23 protein-coding genes and 2 tRNA genes are annotated in these 21,250 nt (G+C 36.3%); 14 read left to right on the top strand and 11 right to left on the bottom strand.

From position 1 onward, the window contains the following. Position 1 precedes the first annotated feature (1 nt). Positions 2–1,267 (top strand): tRNA (N(6)-L-threonylcarbamoyladenosine(37)-C(2))-methylthiotransferase MtaB, encoded by a 1,266-nt coding sequence (gene mtaB / locus J0H12_06165; protein ID MBN9413487.1) that lies wholly within the window; start codon positions 2–4, stop codon positions 1,265–1,267. Beyond that, entirely contained in the window at positions 1,260–2,192 is a 933-nt protein-coding gene (ftsY, locus tag J0H12_06160; protein MBN9413486.1) for a signal recognition particle-docking protein FtsY, read from the top strand. The genes mtaB and ftsY overlap by 8 nt, the downstream gene beginning before the upstream one ends. Here the strand turns inward: ftsY and dksA are convergent, their stop codons facing one another. Then, on the bottom strand, positions 2,193–2,600 hold the full coding sequence (gene dksA, locus J0H12_06155) for an RNA polymerase-binding protein DksA (GenBank protein MBN9413485.1): 408 nt from the start codon (positions 2,598–2,600) through the stop codon (positions 2,193–2,195). A gap of 290 nt (positions 2,601–2,890) precedes the next feature. On the opposite strand from dksA, the gene J0H12_06150 reads away from it, so the two are divergent. From J0H12_06150 to J0H12_06140, 3 genes are all read left to right on the top strand, one after another. Further along, on the top strand, positions 2,891–3,847 hold the full coding sequence (locus J0H12_06150; GenBank protein MBN9413484.1) for an FAD-dependent thymidylate synthase: 957 nt from the start codon (positions 2,891–2,893) through the stop codon (positions 3,845–3,847). A gap of 30 nt (positions 3,848–3,877) precedes the next feature. Further along, entirely contained in the window at positions 3,878–4,102 is a 225-nt protein-coding gene (locus J0H12_06145; GenBank protein ID MBN9413483.1) for a hypothetical protein, read from the top strand. A gap of 87 nt (positions 4,103–4,189) precedes the next feature. After that, entirely contained in the window at positions 4,190–5,062 is an 873-nt protein-coding gene (locus tag J0H12_06140) for a hypothetical protein (protein MBN9413482.1), read from the top strand. 54 nt (positions 5,063–5,116) lie between these two features. Here the strand turns inward: J0H12_06140 and J0H12_06135 are convergent, their stop codons facing one another. Continuing rightward, positions 5,117–5,950, bottom strand: a complete 834-nt coding sequence (locus J0H12_06135) for a universal stress protein (GenBank protein ID MBN9413481.1) — start codon at positions 5,948–5,950, stop codon at positions 5,117–5,119. A gap of 96 nt (positions 5,951–6,046) precedes the next feature. Further along, the gene (locus tag J0H12_06130) at positions 6,047–6,922 is read right to left on the bottom strand and encodes a helix-turn-helix transcriptional regulator (GenBank protein ID MBN9413480.1); all 876 of its coding nucleotides are present in this window, start codon (positions 6,920–6,922) and stop codon (positions 6,047–6,049) included. A 232-nt stretch (positions 6,923–7,154) separates the two neighbouring features. Here J0H12_06130 and J0H12_06125 point away from each other — a divergent pair, with 232 nt between their 5' ends. Continuing rightward, positions 7,155–7,766 carry a hypothetical protein gene (locus J0H12_06125; protein ID MBN9413479.1) on the top strand — a complete coding sequence of 204 codons (612 nt, stop codon included), beginning with the start codon at positions 7,155–7,157 and terminating at the stop codon, positions 7,764–7,766. A 56-nt stretch (positions 7,767–7,822) separates the two neighbouring features. Further along, positions 7,823–8,977, top strand: coding sequence for a phosphoserine transaminase (locus tag J0H12_06120; GenBank protein ID MBN9413478.1), 1,155 nt, complete (start codon positions 7,823–7,825; stop codon positions 8,975–8,977). Positions 8,978–9,027: 50 nt separating this feature from the next. Here the strand turns inward: J0H12_06120 and J0H12_06115 are convergent, their stop codons facing one another. Further along, on the bottom strand, positions 9,028–9,330 hold the full coding sequence (locus J0H12_06115) for a hypothetical protein (GenBank protein MBN9413477.1): 303 nt from the start codon (positions 9,328–9,330) through the stop codon (positions 9,028–9,030). Between the two features lie 173 nt (positions 9,331–9,503). Between J0H12_06115 and J0H12_06110 the strand changes: the two genes are divergently transcribed. The 3 genes from J0H12_06110 to recR are packed head-to-tail and all read left to right on the top strand — an operon-like array spanning position 9,504 to position 12,108. Beyond that, positions 9,504–11,147, top strand: coding sequence for a DNA polymerase III subunit gamma/tau (locus tag J0H12_06110; protein ID MBN9413476.1), 1,644 nt, complete (start codon positions 9,504–9,506; stop codon positions 11,145–11,147). Beyond that, positions 11,144–11,467 carry a YbaB/EbfC family nucleoid-associated protein gene (locus J0H12_06105; GenBank protein MBN9413475.1) on the top strand — a complete coding sequence of 108 codons (324 nt, stop codon included), beginning with the start codon at positions 11,144–11,146 and terminating at the stop codon, positions 11,465–11,467. The genes J0H12_06110 and J0H12_06105 overlap by 4 nt, the downstream gene beginning before the upstream one ends. 47 nt (positions 11,468–11,514) lie before the next feature. Then, positions 11,515–12,108, top strand: coding sequence for a recombination protein RecR (recR, locus tag J0H12_06100; GenBank protein ID MBN9413474.1), 594 nt, complete (start codon positions 11,515–11,517; stop codon positions 12,106–12,108). 24 nt (positions 12,109–12,132) lie between these two features. Here recR and ihfB read toward each other — a convergent pair whose 3' ends face one another. From ihfB to J0H12_06080, 4 genes are all read right to left on the bottom strand, one after another. Then, on the bottom strand, positions 12,133–12,411 hold the full coding sequence (gene ihfB, locus J0H12_06095) for an integration host factor subunit beta (GenBank protein MBN9413473.1): 279 nt from the start codon (positions 12,409–12,411) through the stop codon (positions 12,133–12,135). 156 nt (positions 12,412–12,567) lie between these two features. Next, entirely contained in the window at positions 12,568–13,146 is a 579-nt protein-coding gene (locus tag J0H12_06090; GenBank protein ID MBN9413472.1) for a thymidine kinase, read from the bottom strand. Between the two features lie 12 nt (positions 13,147–13,158). Further along, positions 13,159–14,067 (bottom strand): methyltransferase domain-containing protein, encoded by a 909-nt coding sequence (locus J0H12_06085; GenBank protein ID MBN9413471.1) that lies wholly within the window; start codon positions 14,065–14,067, stop codon positions 13,159–13,161. A gap of 166 nt (positions 14,068–14,233) precedes the next feature. Continuing rightward, positions 14,234–14,431, bottom strand: coding sequence for a hypothetical protein (locus J0H12_06080; GenBank protein ID MBN9413470.1), 198 nt, complete (start codon positions 14,429–14,431; stop codon positions 14,234–14,236). A gap of 102 nt (positions 14,432–14,533) precedes the next feature. Here J0H12_06080 and J0H12_06075 point away from each other — a divergent pair, with 102 nt between their 5' ends. Both J0H12_06075 and J0H12_06070 read left to right on the top strand, forming a co-directional pair. After that, positions 14,534–15,283 carry a 16S rRNA (uracil(1498)-N(3))-methyltransferase gene (locus J0H12_06075; protein MBN9413469.1) on the top strand — a complete coding sequence of 250 codons (750 nt, stop codon included), beginning with the start codon at positions 14,534–14,536 and terminating at the stop codon, positions 15,281–15,283. Beyond that, positions 15,267–17,426 (top strand): mechanosensitive ion channel, encoded by a 2,160-nt coding sequence (locus tag J0H12_06070; GenBank protein ID MBN9413468.1) that lies wholly within the window; start codon positions 15,267–15,269, stop codon positions 17,424–17,426. Before J0H12_06075 ends, J0H12_06070 begins: the two co-directional genes overlap by 17 nt. Here the strand turns inward: J0H12_06070 and J0H12_06065 are convergent. Further along, positions 17,423–18,871 (bottom strand): TrkH family potassium uptake protein, encoded by a 1,449-nt coding sequence (locus J0H12_06065; protein ID MBN9413467.1) that lies wholly within the window; start codon positions 18,869–18,871, stop codon positions 17,423–17,425. The two genes, J0H12_06070 and J0H12_06065, sit on opposite strands and share 4 nt — an antisense overlap. Before the next feature lie 88 nt (positions 18,872–18,959). After that, positions 18,960–19,036 (bottom strand) — tRNA-His (locus J0H12_06060). A 145-nt stretch (positions 19,037–19,181) separates the two neighbouring features. Here J0H12_06060 and J0H12_06055 point away from each other — a divergent pair. Both J0H12_06055 and J0H12_06050 read left to right on the top strand, forming a co-directional pair. Further along, positions 19,182–19,271, top strand: a tRNA-Ser gene (locus J0H12_06055). 20 nt (positions 19,272–19,291) lie between these two features. Beyond that, positions 19,292–19,966 carry an RNA pseudouridine synthase gene (locus tag J0H12_06050; GenBank protein ID MBN9413466.1) on the top strand — a complete coding sequence of 225 codons (675 nt, stop codon included), beginning with the start codon at positions 19,292–19,294 and terminating at the stop codon, positions 19,964–19,966. On the opposite strand, the gene J0H12_06045 is transcribed toward J0H12_06050, so the two are convergent. Then, positions 19,963–20,904 carry a hypothetical protein gene (locus tag J0H12_06045; protein MBN9413465.1) on the bottom strand — a complete coding sequence of 314 codons (942 nt, stop codon included), beginning with the start codon at positions 20,902–20,904 and terminating at the stop codon, positions 19,963–19,965. The two genes, J0H12_06050 and J0H12_06045, sit on opposite strands and share 4 nt — an antisense overlap. Positions 20,905–21,250: the final 346 nt, after the last annotated feature.

Raw genomic sequence — 21,250 nt, 5'->3', positions numbered from 1 at the left:
AATGAGCCAACACGAAGCTGAACTGATAACGTTTGGATGTCGGCTCAATGCTTATGAATCAGAAGTCATGCGCTCACATGCCCGAGCTCAAGGACTTGAGAATGCCATCATTATCAATACTTGTTCTGTAACGAATGAAGCCGAACGACAAGCTCGCCAAGCAATCCGCAAGGCTCGAAAAGAGAACCCCACAGCAATGATCATCGTCACAGGATGCAGTGCCCAACAAAATCCTGACCTTTACAGTCAAATGCCAGAAGTAGATCGCGTGTTGGGCAACCATGAAAAAATGCAAGTTGAAAGCTTCTCCCCTCTCCTTTCAACTAAAATCCTACTTTCTGATATTATGCAGGTGAGAGAAACGGCTATTCATTTAGTCTCTGGCTTTGAAAATCATGTTCGAGCTTTCATCGAAATCCAAAATGGTTGTGATCATCGATGTACTTTTTGCTCAATCCCTTTTGGGCGTGGTCCGAACCGCAGTATTCCTATTGCAGAAATTGTACGCCAAATTAAGCACCTCGTGACTCAAGGGTGTAAAGAAGTTGTCTTTACAGGCGTTGACATCACGGGGTATGGCGCAGATCTTCCAGGGAAACCCACATTAGCTCAGATGATTAAACGTACTCTTTCGCAAGTTCCAAAACTTGAACGTTTGCGATTATCCTCTCTGGATCCTATTGAAATTGATCCAGATCTTATTGCGCTGTTCGGAACAGAACCAAGACTTATGCCTCATGTGCATCTTAGTTTGCAAGCCGGTGATAATATGATTCTCAAGAGAATGAAACGTCGCCATTTACGAGAAGATGCTCTTGATGTGTGCAAACGATTAAGAGCTATTCGGCAAGATATCATTTTTGGGGCGGATTTTATTGCAGGCTTCCCTACTGAGACTGAAGAAATGTTTAAAAATACTCTTAATATCGTGGAAGAATGCGATATTTCATATCTTCATGTTTTTCCTTATTCAGCCCGCCGAGGCACACCAGCAGCAAGAATGCCTCAAGTTCCCAAAGAAATTATTAAAACGCGTGCGTCTACCCTCCGAGAGATGGGAAAAAAAAGACTTCATGAATTCCTGCAAATGCAACTGAACCGTTCCCTTAATGTTTTAGTAGAGCGTAATTTTAAGGGACATACGGATCACTTTGCTCCCGTCCAATTAGTAGGAGATCATTTAGATGATAATTGGGTTGGGAAAATTATTCCGGTTAAAGTTATTGAGGTAACTTCAAATAAACTTAAGGCAATAGCGAATGGCTGAAGAAATTTCTACTAAAGGATGGCTTTCTAAATTAAAGGAAGGTTTAAAAAGAACTTCGACTAAAATAACAGGAGGTCTTGAAGCAATTCTTGTCAAAAAAAAGCTTGATAAGGACATGCTTGAAGAGATTGAAGACCTTTTATTGTCTACAGATCTAGGCGTGACAACGACCAAAAAACTCATCAATAATCTTGAGAAAAATCGTTTTAATCAAGAGATCACAAGTGATGAGATTAAGAATTTTTTAGCTGAAGAGATTTCTAAAAGCCTCTCACCTTTTAGCTCTCCTCTCTTATTGGATGAAACTTCTTTTCCTCATGTTGTTTTAGTCGTTGGAATTAATGGCAGCGGAAAAACAACAACAATTGGAAAATTAGCTCATTTTTGGAAAAACCAAGGGAAAAAAGTTCGCTTGGTTGCGGGAGATACTTTTCGGGCTGCAGCGGTTGAGCAGTTAAACATATGGGGAAATCGTCTTGAAATCCCTGTTGAAACAAGTAAAAATAATGGAGATCCAGCAGGCTTAGCCCATGAAGCTCTTCAAAAATCTATTCAAGAAAAAGATGATTTATTGATGATTGATACAGCAGGTCGGCTTCATAATAAAGAAGATTTGATGGCAGAACTTGCTAAAATAATTCGTGTATTGAAGAAGTTAGTCCCTGAAGCTCCTCATAGTGTGATATTAGTGCTAGATGCAACAATTGGCCAAAATGCTTTAGCCCAAGCTGAAACATTTAAGAAAATTGCAGGAATTACAGGTCTCATTGTGACAAAACTTGATGGGACAGCGAAAGGTGGAGTCCTTGTTGCTCTTGCTGAAAAATTCCAACTTCCTATTCATGCAATTGGGGTTGGAGAAGATGTTGAAGACTTGAAGCCTTTTGAGCCTCAAGCCTTTGCGAGTAGTCTGGTTGGACTTTAATTAATCGTCCCGGTATACTTTTTCTTCACGCTCATGACGCTCTTGAGCTTCTAAGCTTAATGTTGCTATAGGACGTGCTTCAAGCCTTTGCAGTCCGATAGGCTCACCTGTTTCTTCACAAAAACCATAGCTCCCGTCTTCAATTCGCATAAGAGCTTCATCGATTTTATTGATTAATTTACGTTCCCTATCTCTTGTCCTTAGCTCAATAGCACGGTCAGTTTCAGCTGATGCTCTATCCGCAACGTCAGGTTCTGGATGTGTTTCTTCTTGAAGATGTTGAATTGTTTCCACTGAATCGCGAAGAAGCTCATTTTTCCAATCATGCAATTTCTTCCGAAAATATTCAAGGTGCTCAAGGCACATATATTTTTCAGATTCTGTGGGCTTATATCCTGAAGGCAACATAATATGCTTAGCTGCTTTCTCATTTACCCCTAGTATTGTCATTTGTCTCTCCCATTCAAAACTAGAACTACTTTATATCATTTTAGATAATTCATGAAAATAAATAAAATAGAATTATTGTATCGTTCTCTTTTTAGAAACATTTTTATCAGAAAAATAATCATTTGATATGCGTAAACATTTGATATGCGCGGAAATTACGAAATTTTTAAATTTCAAAATCTTTCCCCTTGGCTAATCTCCTTTCGATTTGTACAGTATGTAAAACTATGAAAGAGGAATTCTAACTGATGTCGCTTAATCAAGAAAAAAAAGATGAAATTTCAGAGCTTTTACAGCAAACAGCTTCCACACGGCGCGCAACAGTTCCCACTTTAGAAGAGATCTTATATCAACCTTTTCCTGTGTTAGATCATGGCTTTGTCCGAGTGATTGACTATATGGGAGATGATCCAGCAATAGTTCAAGCGGCTCGAGTTTCATATGGTAAAGGGACGAAACAAATTCAACAAGATAAAGGACTCATTAATTATTTAATGCGTCATCGCCATACGACTCCTTTTGAAATGTGTGAAATTAAGTATCATATAAAGCTTCCTATTTTTGTAGCCAGACAATGGATTAGACACCGCACAGCAAATATTAATGAATATTCTGCCCGTTATTCCATCCTTGGAAAAGAATACTATATTCCTCGAGCTGAAGACCTTTCTGTCCAATCTACCACCAATAGGCAAGGACGCGGCACAGCAATGTCTATGGAGGAATCTGCAAATGTTTTGGATCTACTCCGAAAAGATGCTGAATTAGTATATGAACATTATGAAGATATGCTTAATCAAGACCAAGAAGGAAATATTCTTGATCCCAATCGCTCAGGTTTAACCCGCGAACTTGCACGCATGAATTTAACTTTAAATTACTATACAGAATGGTACTGGAAGATCGATTTACATAATCTGTTACATTTCACGAGCTTACGCGGAGATCCACACGCACAATATGAAATTAGGGCGTATGTAGATATTTTATTAGATACGATTAAAAGATGGGTTCCTTTTGCGCATGATGCTTTTGTCGAGTATCGACTTGAAGGCGCTCATATTTCACGCACAGGACGGTTACTCCTTAAACGGCTTCTTCAAGGTGAGAAAGTAACACAATTAACTTCTGGTTTATCTCAAAGAGAATGGAAAGAATTTATTGCGCTTTTTGATTTACATTATCTCGAAAACAGTGCTAGCTAAAGAATATATATTATAATGTTAGGGTACGAAATGGTTAAAGTCACACATAGAACTGTTTTACAATTAGCCGAGAACGATGCTGCAATTGTTTTGAAAGAAGATGGCACTCTCGAAGCTTCTATGCCTGAAATAAATTCAGAAAACGTCCCTGAAAATGTGCTGACTGGAGCAGCAATTCTTTACGCTTTGAATAATCCAGATATTTGCCAGCTTATTTTTAAAAATTTTGCTGAGCAATGTAAAAATAATTCTTAGATAATATCAAAATCCTACGCTAATAATAGTTTCTGTTAAGGAAACTCCTATTAAAAATAGGCCCTTATAATTATACAGATGTCTTTTATGTTTTTATTTCTTAAGCTTCTAATAAAAAATAATAATCAAGCAATAAAAATAATACTGGCTTGTTTTATATTATTTTTAGTTCCGAAGAGTATTGCTCAAGATCCCGCGCTACATTCATACATCGTTAAAAAAATCCTTCCTCAAACTTATCGTATTAAAAAATTCCAGTGGCACAAAGAAAAATACTGGCTCAAAAAAACAACCATAAATAAAGATTTTTGGCTCTATCGATTTGGGCGTAATCTTGGCGCTAATATTATCCCTATAGTTTTTTTAAAACCAACTCCCTATGGAGATAAAAACCCATTAGAGTTAGAAAAAGAGCGTTTATTAGAATGTGAAAAACGCAATGTCAATTGTCCTCGCCTTATTGATTCAGGAACTGACTGGTTTGTTACAACTGATGCAGGTATAACTGCTGAACAATATTTAAAAGGGCTTCCTTTATCTCAAAGAATTGAATTTACCTTAAAACTAATCAGAACTATTCTTCATAATCAAGATAAAGGCTTTTTCCATGGACGATATTACTTGCGTGATATGCTTGTATCTCCAACAGGAAAAATTTTTGTATTTGATATCGAAGAAAACCCTCTTGATATCATGGATGTTACGAATGCTAAAGCTAGAGAAATATTTCATTTCATTGTATCCATTTCTACAATTCTAAATGATAATGAAATGATGCAATTAGGGTTTTGGTTAAATAAGCATCTTGATAAAGAAACAAAAAAAAGCTTACTGATTTTCGAACACTATAAAAAAACTCTTAAATTTCTTGTTTTTTTTAAGAATTACATCGGAAGAGACCCTGCTCGTTTTCTCCATGCGGCATTATTTATTATAAGTTATTTGGACATACAAAAATAAGCTTACAATAAGTGTTTTTACAGATCCCTCTGCTTCAAGGATCAAAGCCTTATCTTAATGATTGATAAACAATGGCACCTCAGTTTTATTCATCAGTGTTTTTGTGCAAGAGCCAAATAGAGTTTCACTTAAAATATTATGGCTGAATGCCCCCATTACAATCAAAGAAGGATTTATTTGAGATATAAGTTCTAAAATATGAGGAGCAGGATTATCATCTGATATAACAACATGAGGTTTAAGTTTAACATCATATAAATTACTTAAATTAATAGCCTGATTAAGAGTTTCTTGAGCTTGTTCTGGAGTTGGTTTTACAGTGACAACATGCACTTCATTTCCTTTAGCCAATCCTAATAAAAGAAACATATGCAATGCTTTGGAAGCGTGAACACTACCATCATAAGCAATAATAACTCGTTTACCTTCTTTAAAATTCTCAGGCACAATAATAATAGGTCGTGGATTATCACGAGCAATGTGTCTAACAGTTAAATCGTTGTCTTGTTCTAAGGAAAAGTGGAAATCCGTTGTTTTTCCTAAAATGATAATATCACCTTCATAGGAAGCACGTTCAATTTCAGAAACAGGGAAACCTTCATATTCGTAGGCTTCTGCCTTAATATCTTCTTGCTCTGCTTTAAGTTTAAATTGCGCAAGAAGCTCATGCAAATGCCCTTCAGCTTCCTTGATAACAACCTCGTCTCTATAGATTTTAAAGGCAGATCCCCCTAAAGGTTCTGGCTGTGCTGCAGTTAACCAAGGAGTATCTAAAACAGCAATCGCTGTAAGAAGTGCCTTATGTTCTTTTGCTAATTTAATCGCATAATCGCGCGCATTAAGACTTGGTTTAGAGCCATCTAAAGCTAGAATAATTTTTTTTATCATTTCTTTCCTCCCCTTTTTTATACTTTATTCTAGTATAGCTATTTATTTTTCGAGGAGCAAGAAATAACCCCCACTAACGAGAGTGGAGGTTTGGTATTAAGCGGCTTCCATAAGACCAATGACGCGGTAAATCATTTGGATCTTATCATTTGAGAAATTAAGTTTTTGAGTCGTAAGTTGATTGTTTTGAGTCAATTCTACTGTACGAACGATACAATGATCTGTTTCATCATTTGTTTGCTGCCACCCTTCAAATTCCCCTAAAATAACTTCTCCTTCTTGAGTAATCAATAAGACTGAACATTGAGGAGATAAAGGTCTAGTTGGATGGGCAAAAATATGATCTCCAGATCTATATCTTGGTCCAAAATTATTATTTGCCATATCTAAACAAAAGGACATCGCTCCGGCAATACCAATAAGTTCATGTGGACGCGAAATCCATTCTTGTGGATTTTCAAGATCGATAAAATTCTTAGAATTTTTATGAATTACCTTATAAAGTGGTAAGTCTGGAGCTGAAAAGCGTGCAGATGATGTTGAATCATTCGCTTCACTATTTTCATTTTGTATCCGAGACATCATTACAAATTTGCTGCTTTGCGCATCTGTTAAAAGAAGATCACCAGGATGGCAAGACAACACATGAGCAAGGCGTTGTAAAATATCTGCATTTAAACGTCGCGTCCCACTTTCGAGACGCGAAAGATAAGAGGGTGAAAGCTTTGTTAAATCAGCAAGTTCTTCTAAAGTATACCCTCTTTGTAATCTAAGATCACGAAGAGGATGCTTTGAACGTTTGCGTTTTCTTGTTAGCAATTTATTGGGAGCAGTCCGTCCAAAAGGTTGTGCAGAACCCATAAAATGAATGTTTTGAGTTTGCAATTCTGTATTTACGGCTTTTTGACTTCCAGAAGCTTTCTTATAATTTTCAGAAATATTGCCAAATTGTGAGTATTTTTTTACAGTCATTCTTATCCCTTTCCCCTTAATCTTCCCTAAGATTTTTAAATACCTATAGCTTTACATTATTGTCTATAATTTTTCCAAAGAAAAATAAAAATTGACATTTACATGACCTTTTTGGCATTAAAATAGCCATGTGTTTTTTGTATACCTTATATGCGTAAAATACATAAAGGCGCAAGAACCTTTTTAAAATAAATATAAAAAATATAAACAGTGGGGCTATGGGAGGAAAATAATGCCTAAAAATCAAGACAAAAGGGCTTGGAGTATCCAAGAAATTGAATATCTTAAAGTTGGTTTTCAAATGAGTACACGATTGAAAATCATGGCTAAAGTTCTTAAGAGGAGTGAAACATCTATCAATAAAGCGCTCTCGCGCTTTGGGATTCGCCCTTATGGACTCAAGGGAAGAATTAAAAATAACAAACGGATCATTCCTTGCCTATCAGTAGAAACTTATCAGCAAACTATCGATAAACATTGTCAAGAATTAGAACCTAGTCGCTCTTTCCAATTAGAAAAAAAACAAGACCACGTTTTAAAGGATGATAAACCTATAAAAGAAAAAGATAAAACACTTTTAGAATCTTCCTTAGACTCTCCTTGTTTAAATCAAAAGACGAACGACATAAATTTTCATAATAATTGGATTGACTTTGAATCTGCTGTAAATTTATTGCAAGATATAGGAGATCGCGTAAATTATTCAGATAAAGAATTCAGGAGGAAAACCATTTTTATTAATGGAAAACCTTTTACGGCACAACAAATGCTTCTTCGTTTAAACCGATTGAGAGTACAGTCTGGGCTGGATCCTGTTTACATTACGAATATTACCGAATTCTGAAGAAGGGGAAATTTTTAAGGATGAAAAATATTCAAGTATTTTTAGGGGAGAATTAAGTGGAAGTCCCCTCTTTTGAACGACCGCAAATTCCCAATTTTGGAGCCGGCCCCTGTGCTAAGCCTCCTGGATGGGCGCTAGAACACCTTAAAAATGGGCTTATTGCAAGATCTCATCGTTCTGTAAAAGGTGTGGAACGCATCCAAGAAGTCTTAAGCTTACTTCGTGCCGTTCTTAACATCCCTGAAAATTATAAAGTAGCACTTGTTTCTGGGTCAGCGACAGGAGCCACTGAAACTTTATTTTGGAATTTGCTGGGTAAAAAGAAAGTTCAAGCTCATGCGTGGGATATTTTTGGTCATCGTTGGGCTCATGATGTAAAAAATTCCTTAAAAATAAATGATTTTACGCTATTAGAATTAGATTCTGAGGGTTTACCTCAACTTACACAAACAAACTTTGAACATGATATCATATTTACTTTAAATGCGAGCACGAGTGGAATTATCGCGTCAAATAGTTCATGGATTAGCCCCACTCGTGAAGGGTTAACCCTATGCGATGCAACATCAGCAGCCTTTGCGGTCCCTCTTCCGTGGGAATTTTTAGATGCAACTGCTTTTTCATTCCAAAAAGGCCTTGGAAGTGAAGCCGGCGTAGGGGTTATTGTCTTAAGTCCTCGGGCCATCGAGCGCCTGGAAGGATATACTCCACCGTGGCCTATTCCCTATCTTTTTCGTTTAACAACAGATAAAGGCGAATTTAACGAAAAGCTCTTTGACGGTTTTTTGCTTAATACTCCTTCAATGTTACTTATTGAAGATATTTTACAAGCTCTTAAATGGGCTCAAACTTTAGGAAACCAAGAGGCCCTTTATCAAAAAACTCTTGAGAATTATAAAGTTATTAAAGAGTGGCTAGGAACTGTTTCGTGGATCCAGTTTTTAGTCCCCTTCGAAGAATATAGATCTCCCTCAACCGTATGTTTAGAAATTACGGCGCCTTGGTTTAAAGCGTTAGCTCACGATTCTCAATGGGCGTGGATTAAGGAATTTTGCAATCTTTTAGCAGCGCAGAACGTTGCCTTTGATATTCAAAATCATATATCAGCAGCCCCAGCTTTAAGAATTTGGTGCGGCCCTACTGTTGAAGCTGAAGATTTAGAAAAATTAATGCCTTGGCTTGAATGGGCTTATCATCACTTAAAAAAATAAAAGCCCCAAAATCAGGGCTTTTATTATGGTCGGAACAAATCCTGTAAGTATTATTCAGCTGCAGCAGGTGCTTGCTCTTCTACTTGAGGGTGCGCTTCAGCTACTGGTGCTTCTTTTTGTTCTGCTGGAGCTTTTTTTGCTTTTACAGCCGCATAAGCCGCAGTACCAACAGCGACGACACCAGCTTGTACTCTTGGGTCTTTTGCAACTTTAACAGCAGCTGAAGCGCCTTTTTTAACAGCAGTTTTAAAGCTACTCCAAATACCTGCATCAGCTTGAGGAGCCTCAGATAATAAAGCAATAGATAAAGCGATTGAACTGATTAAAGTATTTTTTGCATAATTCTTTTTCATTGTTACTCTCCTGTTTATTAATTTTGAATCTATCCAATTATTATTCTAATGAAGAATCGTTAAAAAAAGCCTAATAGAAGAAAGAATTAACAGTCTATAGTTTTGGTGGCGCTTTCCTTGTTTTCAGAGAAAGGATGTGATAGCAAGAAAGAGTCGTATATTTTAGGAAAAAAATGACTGAAAATTCCACACAATATTTAGTTTTAGCGAGAAAATATAGACCCACGACGTTTGCAGATCTGATTGGGCAAGATACTCTTGTGCGTGTTTTGGGAAATGGCATCAAGCAAAATCGTCTTCCTCATGCCTTTATTTTGACAGGAATTCGAGGAACAGGAAAAACAACGACAGCCAGAATTATTGCGCGCGCTCTTAATTGTATTGGCCTTGATGGAAAAGGAAACCCTACTCCCTCCCCTTGTGGGGCTTGCGAACATTGTCGAGCTATTTCAGAAGATCGCCATATCGACGTTATTGAAATGGATGCAGCAAGTCGAACTGGTATTGATGATATTAGAGAAGTCATTGAAGCTTCTCGTTACCGGGCTGTTTCAGCGCGTTATAAAGTTTATATTATCGATGAAGTGCATATGCTTTCAAAAAATGCCTTCAATGCGCTTCTAAAAACTCTTGAAGAGCCCCCTTCTCACGTTAAATTTATTTTTGCGACGACAGAAATCCGTAAAATTCCAGATACGATTCTATCGCGCTGCATGCGTTTTGATTTAAAACGAATTGATGAAGAAACGCTAAAAACCCTTTTCAATAAAATTACTCTCCTTGAAGGCAAAACTATTGAAGAAGAAGCCCTTAATCTGATTGCGCGTGCTGCCGATGGCTCCGCCAGAGATGGTCTTTCTATTTTAGATCAAGCCATCATGCTGTCAGAATCAGCAGTTACAGGCGAAAAAGTAAGAAAAATGCTGGGTCTTATGGATCAAACTTATTTGATTGATCTGGCTACAGCCCTCGTTCAAGGCGACACCAAAACAGCTTTAAATTTATTTCAGCAGCTAAATCAACAAGGGACAGAACCTCTGGTTGTCTTAAAAGATTTATTAAGTTTTATTCATTGGCTTAGTACGAAAAGTGTGACTCAAAATGCGTTGCCTTATCCTGGCCTTACAGACCAACAAACTGAAGAAAGCAATAAATTAGCGCAAAAACTGAACTTCCCTCTTCTAGTGCGTTTTTGGCAAAGTCTTATCAAAGGCATTCAAGAAGTTTCTCTAGCCCCCTTACCAGAACAAGCTGTTGAGATGGTCTTAATGAAGCTTTGCTATCTTAGCCATCTTCCAACACCTCAGGAAATTATTCAAAATTTAGGAAATCCTTCTCATAAAGGCCCTGAAATTCCCCCCCAAATTTCTGCAGCCCCCCTCATAAAGCCGGAAATCACCCAACCTGCTCCGCAGGCACCTCAGCCATCTTTCGTGCTTCCAAAAGATTTTAAAGAAGTGGTTGCTCTCTGCCAAAAACATCGAGAACCTTTGCTCGAAGGAATTTTGAGAAATGATGTTCATTTAGTCAGCTTTGAACTTGGTAAAATTTCTTTTTGTCTCTCTTCTCATGCCCCTAAAGATTTAGCCTCTCGCTTAAAATCTCATCTAAAAGATTGGACAGGGATTGAATGGGAAATTATAGTGCAAGAAAAAAGTGAAAACGTTTATCCTTCATTACAAGCTCAATACGAAATTGAACGTTCTACTATTCGAGAAACTCTCCTTAATGAGCCTTTAGTTAAAGCAGCTCAGAAGAGTTTTCCTGAATCACAAGTTGTATATGTTGATGATATCCCTAAGGAGAAGATGGAATGAAAAATATTGGCCAACTCATGAAACAAGCCCAAGAAATGCAAGCTCAAATGGCTTCAATGCAAGAACAATTAGGAGGAATTCATGTGGAAGGAAAAGCCGGCGGCGGAATGGTTGAAGTCACTTTAACTTGCAAAAATGACCTTAAAAAAGTGAAGATTGATCCTTCTTTATTGAATCCTGCTGAAGTCGAAATTTTAGAAGACCTTTTGATCGCTGCATTTAATGATGCCAAACAAAAGGCTGAAACACGTACGGCTGAAGAAATGTCTAAAATCACGTCAGGCTTAAAATTGCCAGGTGGCATGAGTCTTCCTTTTTAGATTTATACTTCGTTCATAGTAAACTTAATGAAAAAAGATAGTATTTTATGATTGGTTCTGAGCTTCAAACCCTTATACAATTATTAGCTAAACTACCTGGTTTAGGCCCACGTTCTGCAAGAAGGGTCTCTTTACACCTCCTAAAATACAAAACGGAGCTTATGATCCCTCTTTCAGAAGCGCTGCATACAGCAGCCCAAGCGCTCAAAACATGTGAAATTTGTGGGAACTTAGATACGCAGAATCCTTGTGCAATATGTGCGAATAACAATAGAGAGTTGGGTCTCTTATGTGTCGTTGAAAGCATTGCAGATTTGTGGGCCTTAGAACGGTCTGGCTCGTATAAAGGATACTACCACGTTTTAGGGGGAACACTTTCCGCTTTGGATGGTGTTGGGCCTGAACAACTAAAAATCCCGGCCCTCTTACAAAGAGTACAAAGTACTGGGATTCGAGAAATTATTCTTGCGCTTAACGCAACTGTTGAAGGCCAAACAACATCTTATTATCTAGCAGACGCTTTAAAAACAACCCAAGCCAAAATAACTGCACTCGCTCATGGTGTGCCATTAGGAGGCGAACTTGATTATCTTGATGATGGAACTTTAACTGCCGCATTGGGTGCAAGACGGCAATTATAAAAAATAATTCAAACGAGTAAAAAACTACCCATTCAACCGATCTCTAAGTTGTTTACCAGCTTTGAAAAAGGGGACAGATTTAGCTTCAACTTTCACGGATTGTCCTGTTCTTGGATTTCTACCAGAACGAGCTTGCCTTTTTCTTGTTGTGAAGACGCCAAAACCTCTAAGCTCTACACGAGAACCATTTGCTAAGGCGTTTGAAATTTCTTCTAATACAATTGTAACACTTCTTTCAGCTTGGGCTATAGTTAAAGAAGAATTTGCATTTAAAATGCGCTCAATAAGTTCGGAACGTGTCATTTTTCCCACCTCTCATTTAAAGACACAATAAGGGTGCCAAATACATAAGGCTACGTCAAGTGTTTAATCTTATTACATAAATTAAATAAAAAGGGTATGAAAAAATCTTATAATTTTAATTCAAGATCCGTGTTGATCTTCAACGACGATTCAAAATTACGTTTGCATCAATATAAAATGTTTTCTACAGAGAGCAATATAGCGTTCATTGCCACCAATTTCTACTTGTTCCCCTTCAAGAATAGGTATTCCTTGACTGTTAACTCTTTGATTCATTGTCGCTTTTCTACCACAATGGCAGATTGTTTTAAGTTCGGTTAGATATTCAGACAATGCTAAAAGATATTTACTTCCTTCAAAAGGCTCTCCCATGAAATCTGTTCTCAAGCCATAGGCTAAAACAGGAATATCAAGTTGATCTACAATCTGACAAAGCTGATGCACTTGGGCTTTTGTTAAGAAATGAGCCTCATCAATAAGGATACAATTTAGATTATCCATCCTACAGGCTTCGTTTTTTACATAGGTAAAAAAATTAAAATCATGGGAATAAACGATTGCAGGGCTTTTTAGGCCAATGCGAGAGGCAATCCATCCTTCTTGATAACGATGATCAAAATCTGGAGTGAATAGAATCGTTTGCATCCCTCTTTCACGGTAATTATAATCAGATTGAAGAAGAGTCGTTGTTTTTCCTGCATTCATCGCAGAATAATAAAAATGTAATTTAGCCATGGATACTCTTTCTTAGTCTTGTTTTCTTGCAACAATGGTAGGAGCCATTCCTTGACTATCATAAATGACATCTACAATGGAAAACCCAGCTTCTTCAAGGTGAGATTTTGTCTGCTCTTCTGTACGAAATGCTTGCCACTTAATATTTAAAATTTCTTTTAAAATAGCTTTTTGTTTCTGAAGAGCTTTTGGATCAAAATTCTTCCATGTAGATTCATCAGATAACGTTGGTGAAGGTGTGAAAAAGCTAATAATTAATATCCCATTTGAATGTAAGGCTTTATGAAATCCTTTATAGAGAAGGATTACCTTTTGATCATCATGTTCATATATGTTCAACCCATGGTTAACGATAAAATCATATTTCTCAAATTCACCTAAGTTCCATAGGTCTTTTTGATGAAAAGAAACAGCCCCTCTAAAACCATGTTTAGCAACATTTTGCTTGGCATAATTAATCGTTTCAGCATCAGAATCAATGCCAATGAGACGTATATTGCTTATATTTTTATAATCGAGTGATAAAAGAGTATCCATTAAACCGCAAGGAACAGCAGATAAGGCCATGTTATCTTTTAATCTTTTTTGTATTTCGGTCTGAAAAATAGCAAACGTTTCCCGAACAGCAAGCGATAAAGGCGCTTCATTGATCATCCAATTCTCTAAAGGATGTTTCAAATTCATATAAGGCGCATACATAATTGTATATGCTCGCCAATATCCCGTAAGGCCACGATTTACTAATAAAGAGCGGCCAAATTCAAATTCATTAAGTTGATAAAGTAACTCTAACATTTCCTCTAAGGGAAAAGTTAAATAACGTGCTTCCTTTAAAGCTTTCTCATATGGTTGAAGATCAACATTTCTGTGGAGCTGAGGATGAACAAAATTTACTTCCTGTAAAGCGTGACTATTTCTCATAAATTCTTTAACTAAAACTAAAATTAGGTTTTAACTTAATACAACTTCATTATTTGAAAATAATTTTTTTGAGGGTCATTATAATTAAGTTAAAATTTAATGCAAGTTTCTCTAAAAAACATATAAAATTACGAATTTCAAAAAATAAATAATTAAATAAGTAGAATTATTTATTTTCTAGTAATTTCCTAATCTCTTCACTAAGTTCAGCGCTTGTTTTGGGGCTGCACATTTGCTCTTTTTTTGAAGAACATTGCATGCTTGAAAATTGATTATCCGCGCTTAAGCTCACTTGTTCTTTGTGTGTTTCAGCTTTTAAAGGCGAGAAGGCCAATATAAAAATTAAAGTTAATAAGTAGTGCATCTAATCCCCCGTTAATTCCCCATTTCTTTTCAATTAAATTAACATGAGGGAAGTTAAAAATTTGCTAACATGAGAGGATTAAATTTAGTATATAATTTAACTATGAAAAATGTTTGTCGGATTTATACATTAGAGCCCTTAAAAAACAATCAACCTCTAGAGCTTGATAAAGATAAAACTCATTATCTCAAAAATGTTCTAAGAAAAGAACAGGGTGATTTTATAAGAATTTTCAATGGTCAAGACGGTGAATGGCTTTCAGAAATCATAGAATTTACTAAAAAATCATGCATTCTAGAAATAAAACAGAACTTAAAAGCTCAACCTCAAAAGCAAGACTTGAGATTGATTTTTGCCCCTTTAAAACAAGCCAGACTTAATTTCTTAATTGAAAAATCCGTTGAATTGGGAGTTACAGAACTTATCCCCATTCTTACAGAGCATACACATGTCCGTGAATTTAATAGAGATCGCATCAAGAATATTGTTATTGAAGCCGCAGAACAATGCGAAAGATTATGTCACCCCACCATTCATCCTTTAATAACTCTCCCTGTTTTTTTAAGCCAATGGCCCCTAGAAAAAATAGTATTTATGAGTGATGAACGGCTAAATTCTCCAAGTCTTATACAGCGAATTATAGGGCCTCTCTCCTCTCCTGACTTTTCCTTGCTTGTTGGCCCAGAAGGAGGCTTTAGTTCTCTAGAATTTGACTTATTTTCACGGTATAAATTCATTCAGTCTGTTAGTTTAGGACAAACAATTTTACGAGCAGAAACAGCTGCCATTGCAGGATTAGCTGTATGTCATATAGCCAGAGAAGCAGGAGTAATTAATGAAAAAGTTATTTAATACTTTTTTTGGTCTCACTTTTTTTTGTTTAATATTAAGTAGTTTCTCTTCTGTGCAAGCAGATATCTCTGACTTTGAGAATTTAAAACCAGATCAAAAACCAAAAGACCTTGAAACTGATGCTTTAGAAAAATTACTCAAAACACTTGAGAGCAAAAGTGCTCGTAAGGAATTCATTTCGCAACTTCGAACAATGATCGCCGCAAAAACAAAAGCTGAAAGTGAACCTGCGCCTTTAGCCCTTTCAAAAATCTCAGAGATAATTCATTCTATTTCAGAGAAGATTATTGAATTTTTGAGTGAATGTGAAAAGACTTTTGCGGAAATCCTCGCTCTTTTTAATGACTCATCTTATCGAAGCGAATTTATTTATGCCATTAAGGATATTTTTCTTATCTTGGGGCTTGGTATTATTATCAATAGAAGTATCCGTTGGATGGGATATTATGCGTATAAGCATCTAAATAATTCGTCCCATTTTACAAAACTTTCAAATAAAAAAATAAGGATTATTCAAAGAATAATAAGTGGTTTTGCGATTATAAGTATGACAATTGCAATGTTTACATTTGCTTCCAATTCCTCTCTTAAAGGCATGATGGTACCGATTACCTTTCTTTTAATGATATCCTTGGTAAGTTATGAATCTTCTCTTTTTCTTTTCCAGCTAATTTTTTCACCAAAATGGAAAGAACTTCGTTTAATTAAAATTAATGATTCTACAGCTCTTCTTAGTTATCGTTATTTGCGTTTAGTAACATTCTTGATGGTCGTTGGAATCACTCTCAGCGAACTTATTTTACTTTTAAAAGGTCCTACAATTTTTTACTCTTTTGTGATTAAAAGCATGCTTTTCATCGCTTGCTTTAAAACTTTATGGTTTATTTATGTGATGCGCAATCGTGTAAGCCAGTGGCTTTTACGGCAAGAGCAAAGTGTAAATCGACAAAAACCATTTTCCTCAACTGTTGCAAGAAGTTGGCATGTCTGGGCAAGCCTCTATGTATGTCTTTTTGGAATTACCACGTTTTTCCAAAGAATTAATAATGTCAAAACTGTTGCTTTTTCATTTATTGGTACGGCATTTTTAATTACAATTTCTTATGTTTTGGTCTTAAAGATTCCTAAATTTGTTCGGACATTTATGGGCCATGTGACACATCATTTACCTCACATAGCACCGAGAAAAGGTTTCTATACGATTTTCTTTTCCCTGCTTATTAGTTTGAGTATTATTTTTAGTCTTCTTTTCTTATCATTAGAAATATGGGATCTTGAAGTATTTGATTTCTTTTCTGAAATTGAAGGATTACCATCTGCGTTTTTAAATATTCTATTGATTTTTATCTTAAGCATTTTTGTATGGGAAACCAATGAATATATTATAGATCGACTTTTCAACCGTTCTGCTAAACATCAAAGAGGCACAGCTAAAAAACAGCGGCTTTTAACGATAAAACCTCTCGTTCAAAATACAACAAGGTTTATTTTATTTGCGCTGGTTGCTTTGATTATCTTTGCTGAACTTAATCTCGATATTACTCCCCTCTTAGCAGGTGTTGGTGTTATTGGTATCGCTTTCAGCTTCGGTAGCCAATCTTTAGTTAAAGATATCATCACAGGTATTTTCATTTTAGTTGAGGATACAATTAATGTGGGTGATATTGTTCAAATTGATGGTCAAAATGGGAATGTGGAAGCTATTTCTCTAAGAACAGTTCGATTACGTGATTCTGAAGGAAATCTCCATACAATTCCATTCAGCGGCATTACAAAAATTACGAATATGTCTAAGAATTTTTCCTATTATCTTTTTCAAATTGGAATTTCATATTCTGAAAATATCGATCGGGCTTTCGAAGCGATGAAAGAAGTCGATCTAGAATTGCGGCAAGATGCCCGTTATGACGCAATGATTTTAGAACCGTTGGAGATTATGGGCGTTGATAAATTCACCGAGACAGGTGTTATTCTTCAAGCACGAATTAAGACACTTCCTGACAAAAGTCGCTGGATTGTTGGGCGTGAATTTAATCGGCGTTTAAAAATTAACTTTAATCGACAAAAGATTGAATTTGCTTATGAACAAAAAGTTTATAAACTGATTCTCTCTCCAGAAATCCCTCTGATATCAAAAAGTTAATCACGCCAAAACTTGGGACTAAAAAGAATTAGGATCGTAATATATTCTAACCGTCCTACTAACATGCCAAGCATTAAAAGCCATTTTGCGCCTGTGGGTAAAGCCGCATAAGAACCGGTTTCTCCTAAAATGTCACCGAAACCTGTTCCCATATTATTGAGTACACTTAAGGAAGCAAAAAGACAGGTTAATAAATCCAATTCAAATAAAGAAAGGGATAAAGAAAGGATTCCTAAACAAGTGACGAATAACGCAAAAAAAGTAAAAACAGATAGAAAAATTCCCTCCGGAATGGGCTTTCCATTGTACATGGGAATGAAAACCCCATGAGGACGTCTTAGCTGAAGGATTTGAGTTTTTACAGTTGCATACATGACTTGAAAACGAAAGACTTTTATGCCGCCTGCTGTTGAACCTGTACAACCTCCGATCATTGAAAGAGCCAACATAATCATAATGGGGAAATTTCCCCACAAAGAATAATCTTGGGAATTGAATCCGGTTGTTGTCAAAACGGATGTCACGTTGAAAATAGAGTGCCTTAGGGCATGCACAAATTCATGACCATCTTGCCAAAGCCAAAAAGTTATCGCTAAGCTCGCAATAATAAGGATTTTAAATAAAGTGCGAACTTGGCTATCTGTAAAAAGAGTTTTTGCGTCCCCTTGGATGCATCGAACGAAAAGCGTTAAGGTAATTGCCCCCATAATCATAAAAATAATCAAAATTATTTCAATATACGGATCATCAAAATACTCAATTGAAGCTTCAGAAGTTGAAAAACCACCTGTCGAAACAGTTGAAAGAGCATGACAAAAGGCATCAAAGAAAGCCATCCCTGCCCACCATAATGCCAACGTACATGCAAAGGTGAGGAAAATATAAGTTCCAAAAATTGCAGATGCAATCTGGGAAACTTTGGGAAGTATCTTTTCTGAGCGATCTGAGAATTCACTACGGAACAGCTGCATTCCTCCAATTCTTAAAAGAGGTAAAATGGTAAGCGCCATTAAAACAATCCCAATTCCGCCGAGCCACTGAAGCAATGAACGCCATAAAATAATTCCATGCGAAGCATAATCTAGACGGACAATTGCTGTGGCTCCTGTGGTTGTTAAGCCTGAGATTGCCTCAAAAAAAGAGTCTGTTAACGAGGGCGTACTATACGTAAAGATAAAGGGAAGAGCCGCAAAAACAGAAATTGTTAGCCAATTTATGGCAGTTAAAAGAAAGGTATCCCTTACAGTAAGATTTTGTATTTTTTTAGAACGGTTTGCGAGCACTAAAAGCAAACCCACAAAAAGCGTAATCCCTGATGAAAGAGCAAATGCTTGCCAATTAATATCATGATGAAAAAAATCTACAAGGCCCGGCACAATCATTCCTACGGCAAGAGAAATGAGAAAAAGGCCAGATGTAAAAAAAATAGGCTGAAATGCAATCACTTTAAAATTTCACTAATAATTCCGTCTTTCTGCTTATACTGCAAAAAAAGAAAGAGTTAATCCATGAAAATTTAAAATATTTTGTAAGTGGGGCGAGTGATGGGGCTCGAACCCACGACCTTCGGTACCACAAACCGACGCTCTAACCAGCTGAGCTACACCCGCCATAGGCCCTTTTGTAAATATTTTAAAGAAGGTCGTCAAGAAAAATAGGGAATGATTAAGAATATTTAATTAGATGATCTTTTTCTTGAGTCTGGCCACCGCATCGATTATCTTCACTTACAACCAAATTTTAAGGACTAAATTTGGAGGGGTGCCAGAGCGGTTGAATGGGGCGGTCTCGAAAACCGTTGTGCGCGTGAGTGTACCGAGGGTTCGAATCCCTCTCCCTCCGCCATTTTCTAAACTTAAACATCCATGACAGAGCCTTCATTTAATATTCAATCTCTTATTTTATATCGTGATGCCATGATGCTAGTCTTGAATAAACCTTCAGGCATTGCCGTCCATGCTGGCGCTAAAAAGAACAATAGCCTAGATGCCTATTTTAAGGAATTAACCTTCGGTTTACCACGACTCCCTGCCCTTGCTCACCGCCTTGATAAGGATACAAGTGGTTGTTTAGTCTTAGGCCGCCATCCTGAAGCCTTACGACGCTTAGGACATCTTTTTGAAACAAATCAAATCCAAAAGACATATTGGGCGATTGTCAAAGGGCGTCTTTCTCAGAAAGAAGGCATTATTGATCTTCCTTTAGCCCCACAATCTGAAAAGAAATATCATTGGTGGATGAAAGTAGATCCTGAAGGTAAATCTGCCATCACTCATTTCAAAGTTTTAGGGGAAACAGATGATACCTCTTGGCTTGAGTTAAAACCTCAAACAGGGCGCACTCATCAACTTCGTGTTCATTGTGCGGCGCTGGGAAATCCCATTCTAGGAGATCGTATATACGGGGTTTTAGAAGATAAGTCTCAGCTTCATTTGCATGCCTATTCGATTGAAATTCCGCTCTATTATAAAAAGCCATCTATCGAAATTAAAGCGCCTTCCCCCTCCTATATGGAAGCTTATATCAATAAACTTATTTAGGTATCGGATTTCGTTTTGGAAAGCATCTCTTGTCGTTGATTTTCAACGTATAAGACTCGCGCCAATGTATCCATAAGAATGCCAATCGTTATATCGATGTTTTGGTTATCAAGATCAAATGACCTCCCGATACCTTCAATATCAAAAAAATTGTTAAATCCTGCTTTTGAGATTTCTAGATCGGTGACGTCTTTTTGGTAGTGGATATAAGGGTTATTGGAAATCATTAATACTTTTTTATGGGCTTGTGGCGTTGTCTTTTGAAGCCAAAGTTGAACACAATCCATAGTTTGTGCTCTAGTTGAATTTTGCTGTTTTGTTGCTTCTATGAATATTGGTTTTTTTTCTCTCAGAGAAGATGGTAATTGAAGTTGATCCCAAATTAATTTAGAAGCTTCACGTTCATCTAAGGGTAGAATTTTAGGTATATTCCAATGGGGATCTTTTAAATAAGGGGAAGTATTTAAAAGAACTTCTTTGGTTTCAGTTAAGAATAGAGTTCTTTCTCCAACCAAGAAAACGATCTGAGTTTCAGGTTTAAAAAAGATAATCCCATTTTCAATATTTTTTGCAAGAAACATAAGTCTTTCCCGCATATCAGGAACAGTTGATCCTTGAATAAGGATAATATCAGGACAAACATTTCTTTTTGGATAGACAGAGGTTATATATCCTAGATCGTAAAAGTATTTAATAATTTCTTTCTTTTGCTCTATTGATAATCTGGAATAGAGTTTTTTATAATGTTGAATTGCTTCTTTTGACATTCTTTCAGCATGTTTGGGACGTAAAAAATGCCTTTGAGCTAAAGCATTTAGCTCTTGTATAGTTGCTTTTTTTTCTACAAAAATTTTCTCAAATAGTGTTTCAGAAAGATGATAAGATGAACTATTTAAAACATAACTTAAAAGACAGAATATTTTTATAATTTCTTGCATTAAATTTCCTTCTTCAAAAATTAATTTAGTAAGTTAATATTAAATTCTCTGAGTATTTTTTCAATAAGTTTGTGAGTGCTATGTACTCTATAGTAAGTATTTAAAATTCTTTATTTTTTATATTTTTTGCAATCATTACAAAGAATTATAACTATATCCATCGAGTATCTTTTTATTAATTTTTGAAATTTGTGACGGAAATTTGTTGATATTTTTGGTGAAATTTGTTACTATAATTGTATAGGGTTGAAGAGTTGACGAACTCTTCAACAATCTTCTCGAGAGAGCCTAAGGGGATTGATCACTCCGAAGTAAGATAAAAGAAAGAACAGGTAGGTTTAACGTT

This window comes from Candidatus Paracaedimonas acanthamoebae, assembly GCA_017307065.1.
Taxonomy (GTDB): Bacteria; Pseudomonadota; Alphaproteobacteria; order Caedimonadales; family Caedimonadaceae; genus Paracaedimonas; species Paracaedimonas acanthamoebae_A.
The sequence above is the reverse complement of the archived record's forward strand: the minus strand, read 5'-3'. Positions and strand labels throughout refer to the sequence as shown.

Coding starts and splice junctions, on each gene's coding strand:
- mtaB (MBN9413487.1), top strand. CDS start 2: ATGAGCCAACACGAAGCTGAACTGATAACGTTTGGATGTCGGCTCAAT.
- ftsY (MBN9413486.1), top strand. CDS start 1,260: ATGGCTGAAGAAATTTCTACTAAAGGATGGCTTTCTAAATTAAAGGAA.
- dksA (MBN9413485.1), bottom strand. CDS start 2,600: ATGTTGCCTTCAGGATATAAGCCCACAGAATCTGAAAAATATATGTGC.
- J0H12_06150 (MBN9413484.1), top strand. CDS start 2,891: ATGTCGCTTAATCAAGAAAAAAAAGATGAAATTTCAGAGCTTTTACAG.
- J0H12_06145 (MBN9413483.1), top strand. CDS start 3,878: ATGGTTAAAGTCACACATAGAACTGTTTTACAATTAGCCGAGAACGAT.
- J0H12_06140 (MBN9413482.1), top strand. CDS start 4,190: ATGTTTTTATTTCTTAAGCTTCTAATAAAAAATAATAATCAAGCAATA.
- J0H12_06135 (MBN9413481.1), bottom strand. CDS start 5,950: ATGATAAAAAAAATTATTCTAGCTTTAGATGGCTCTAAACCAAGTCTT.
- J0H12_06130 (MBN9413480.1), bottom strand. CDS start 6,922: ATGACTGTAAAAAAATACTCACAATTTGGCAATATTTCTGAAAATTAT.
- J0H12_06125 (MBN9413479.1), top strand. CDS start 7,155: ATGCCTAAAAATCAAGACAAAAGGGCTTGGAGTATCCAAGAAATTGAA.
- J0H12_06115 (MBN9413477.1), bottom strand. CDS start 9,330: ATGAAAAAGAATTATGCAAAAAATACTTTAATCAGTTCAATCGCTTTA.
- J0H12_06110 (MBN9413476.1), top strand. CDS start 9,504: ATGACTGAAAATTCCACACAATATTTAGTTTTAGCGAGAAAATATAGA.
- J0H12_06105 (MBN9413475.1), top strand. CDS start 11,144: ATGAAAAATATTGGCCAACTCATGAAACAAGCCCAAGAAATGCAAGCT.
- recR (MBN9413474.1), top strand. CDS start 11,515: ATGATTGGTTCTGAGCTTCAAACCCTTATACAATTATTAGCTAAACTA.
- ihfB (MBN9413473.1), bottom strand. CDS start 12,411: ATGACACGTTCCGAACTTATTGAGCGCATTTTAAATGCAAATTCTTCT.
- J0H12_06090 (MBN9413472.1), bottom strand. CDS start 13,146: ATGGCTAAATTACATTTTTATTATTCTGCGATGAATGCAGGAAAAACA.
- J0H12_06085 (MBN9413471.1), bottom strand. CDS start 14,067: ATGAGAAATAGTCACGCTTTACAGGAAGTAAATTTTGTTCATCCTCAG.
- J0H12_06080 (MBN9413470.1), bottom strand. CDS start 14,431: ATGCACTACTTATTAACTTTAATTTTTATATTGGCCTTCTCGCCTTTA.
- J0H12_06075 (MBN9413469.1), top strand. CDS start 14,534: ATGAAAAATGTTTGTCGGATTTATACATTAGAGCCCTTAAAAAACAAT.
- J0H12_06070 (MBN9413468.1), top strand. CDS start 15,267: ATGAAAAAGTTATTTAATACTTTTTTTGGTCTCACTTTTTTTTGTTTA.
- J0H12_06050 (MBN9413466.1), top strand. CDS start 19,292: ATGACAGAGCCTTCATTTAATATTCAATCTCTTATTTTATATCGTGAT.
- J0H12_06045 (MBN9413465.1), bottom strand. CDS start 20,904: ATGCAAGAAATTATAAAAATATTCTGTCTTTTAAGTTATGTTTTAAAT.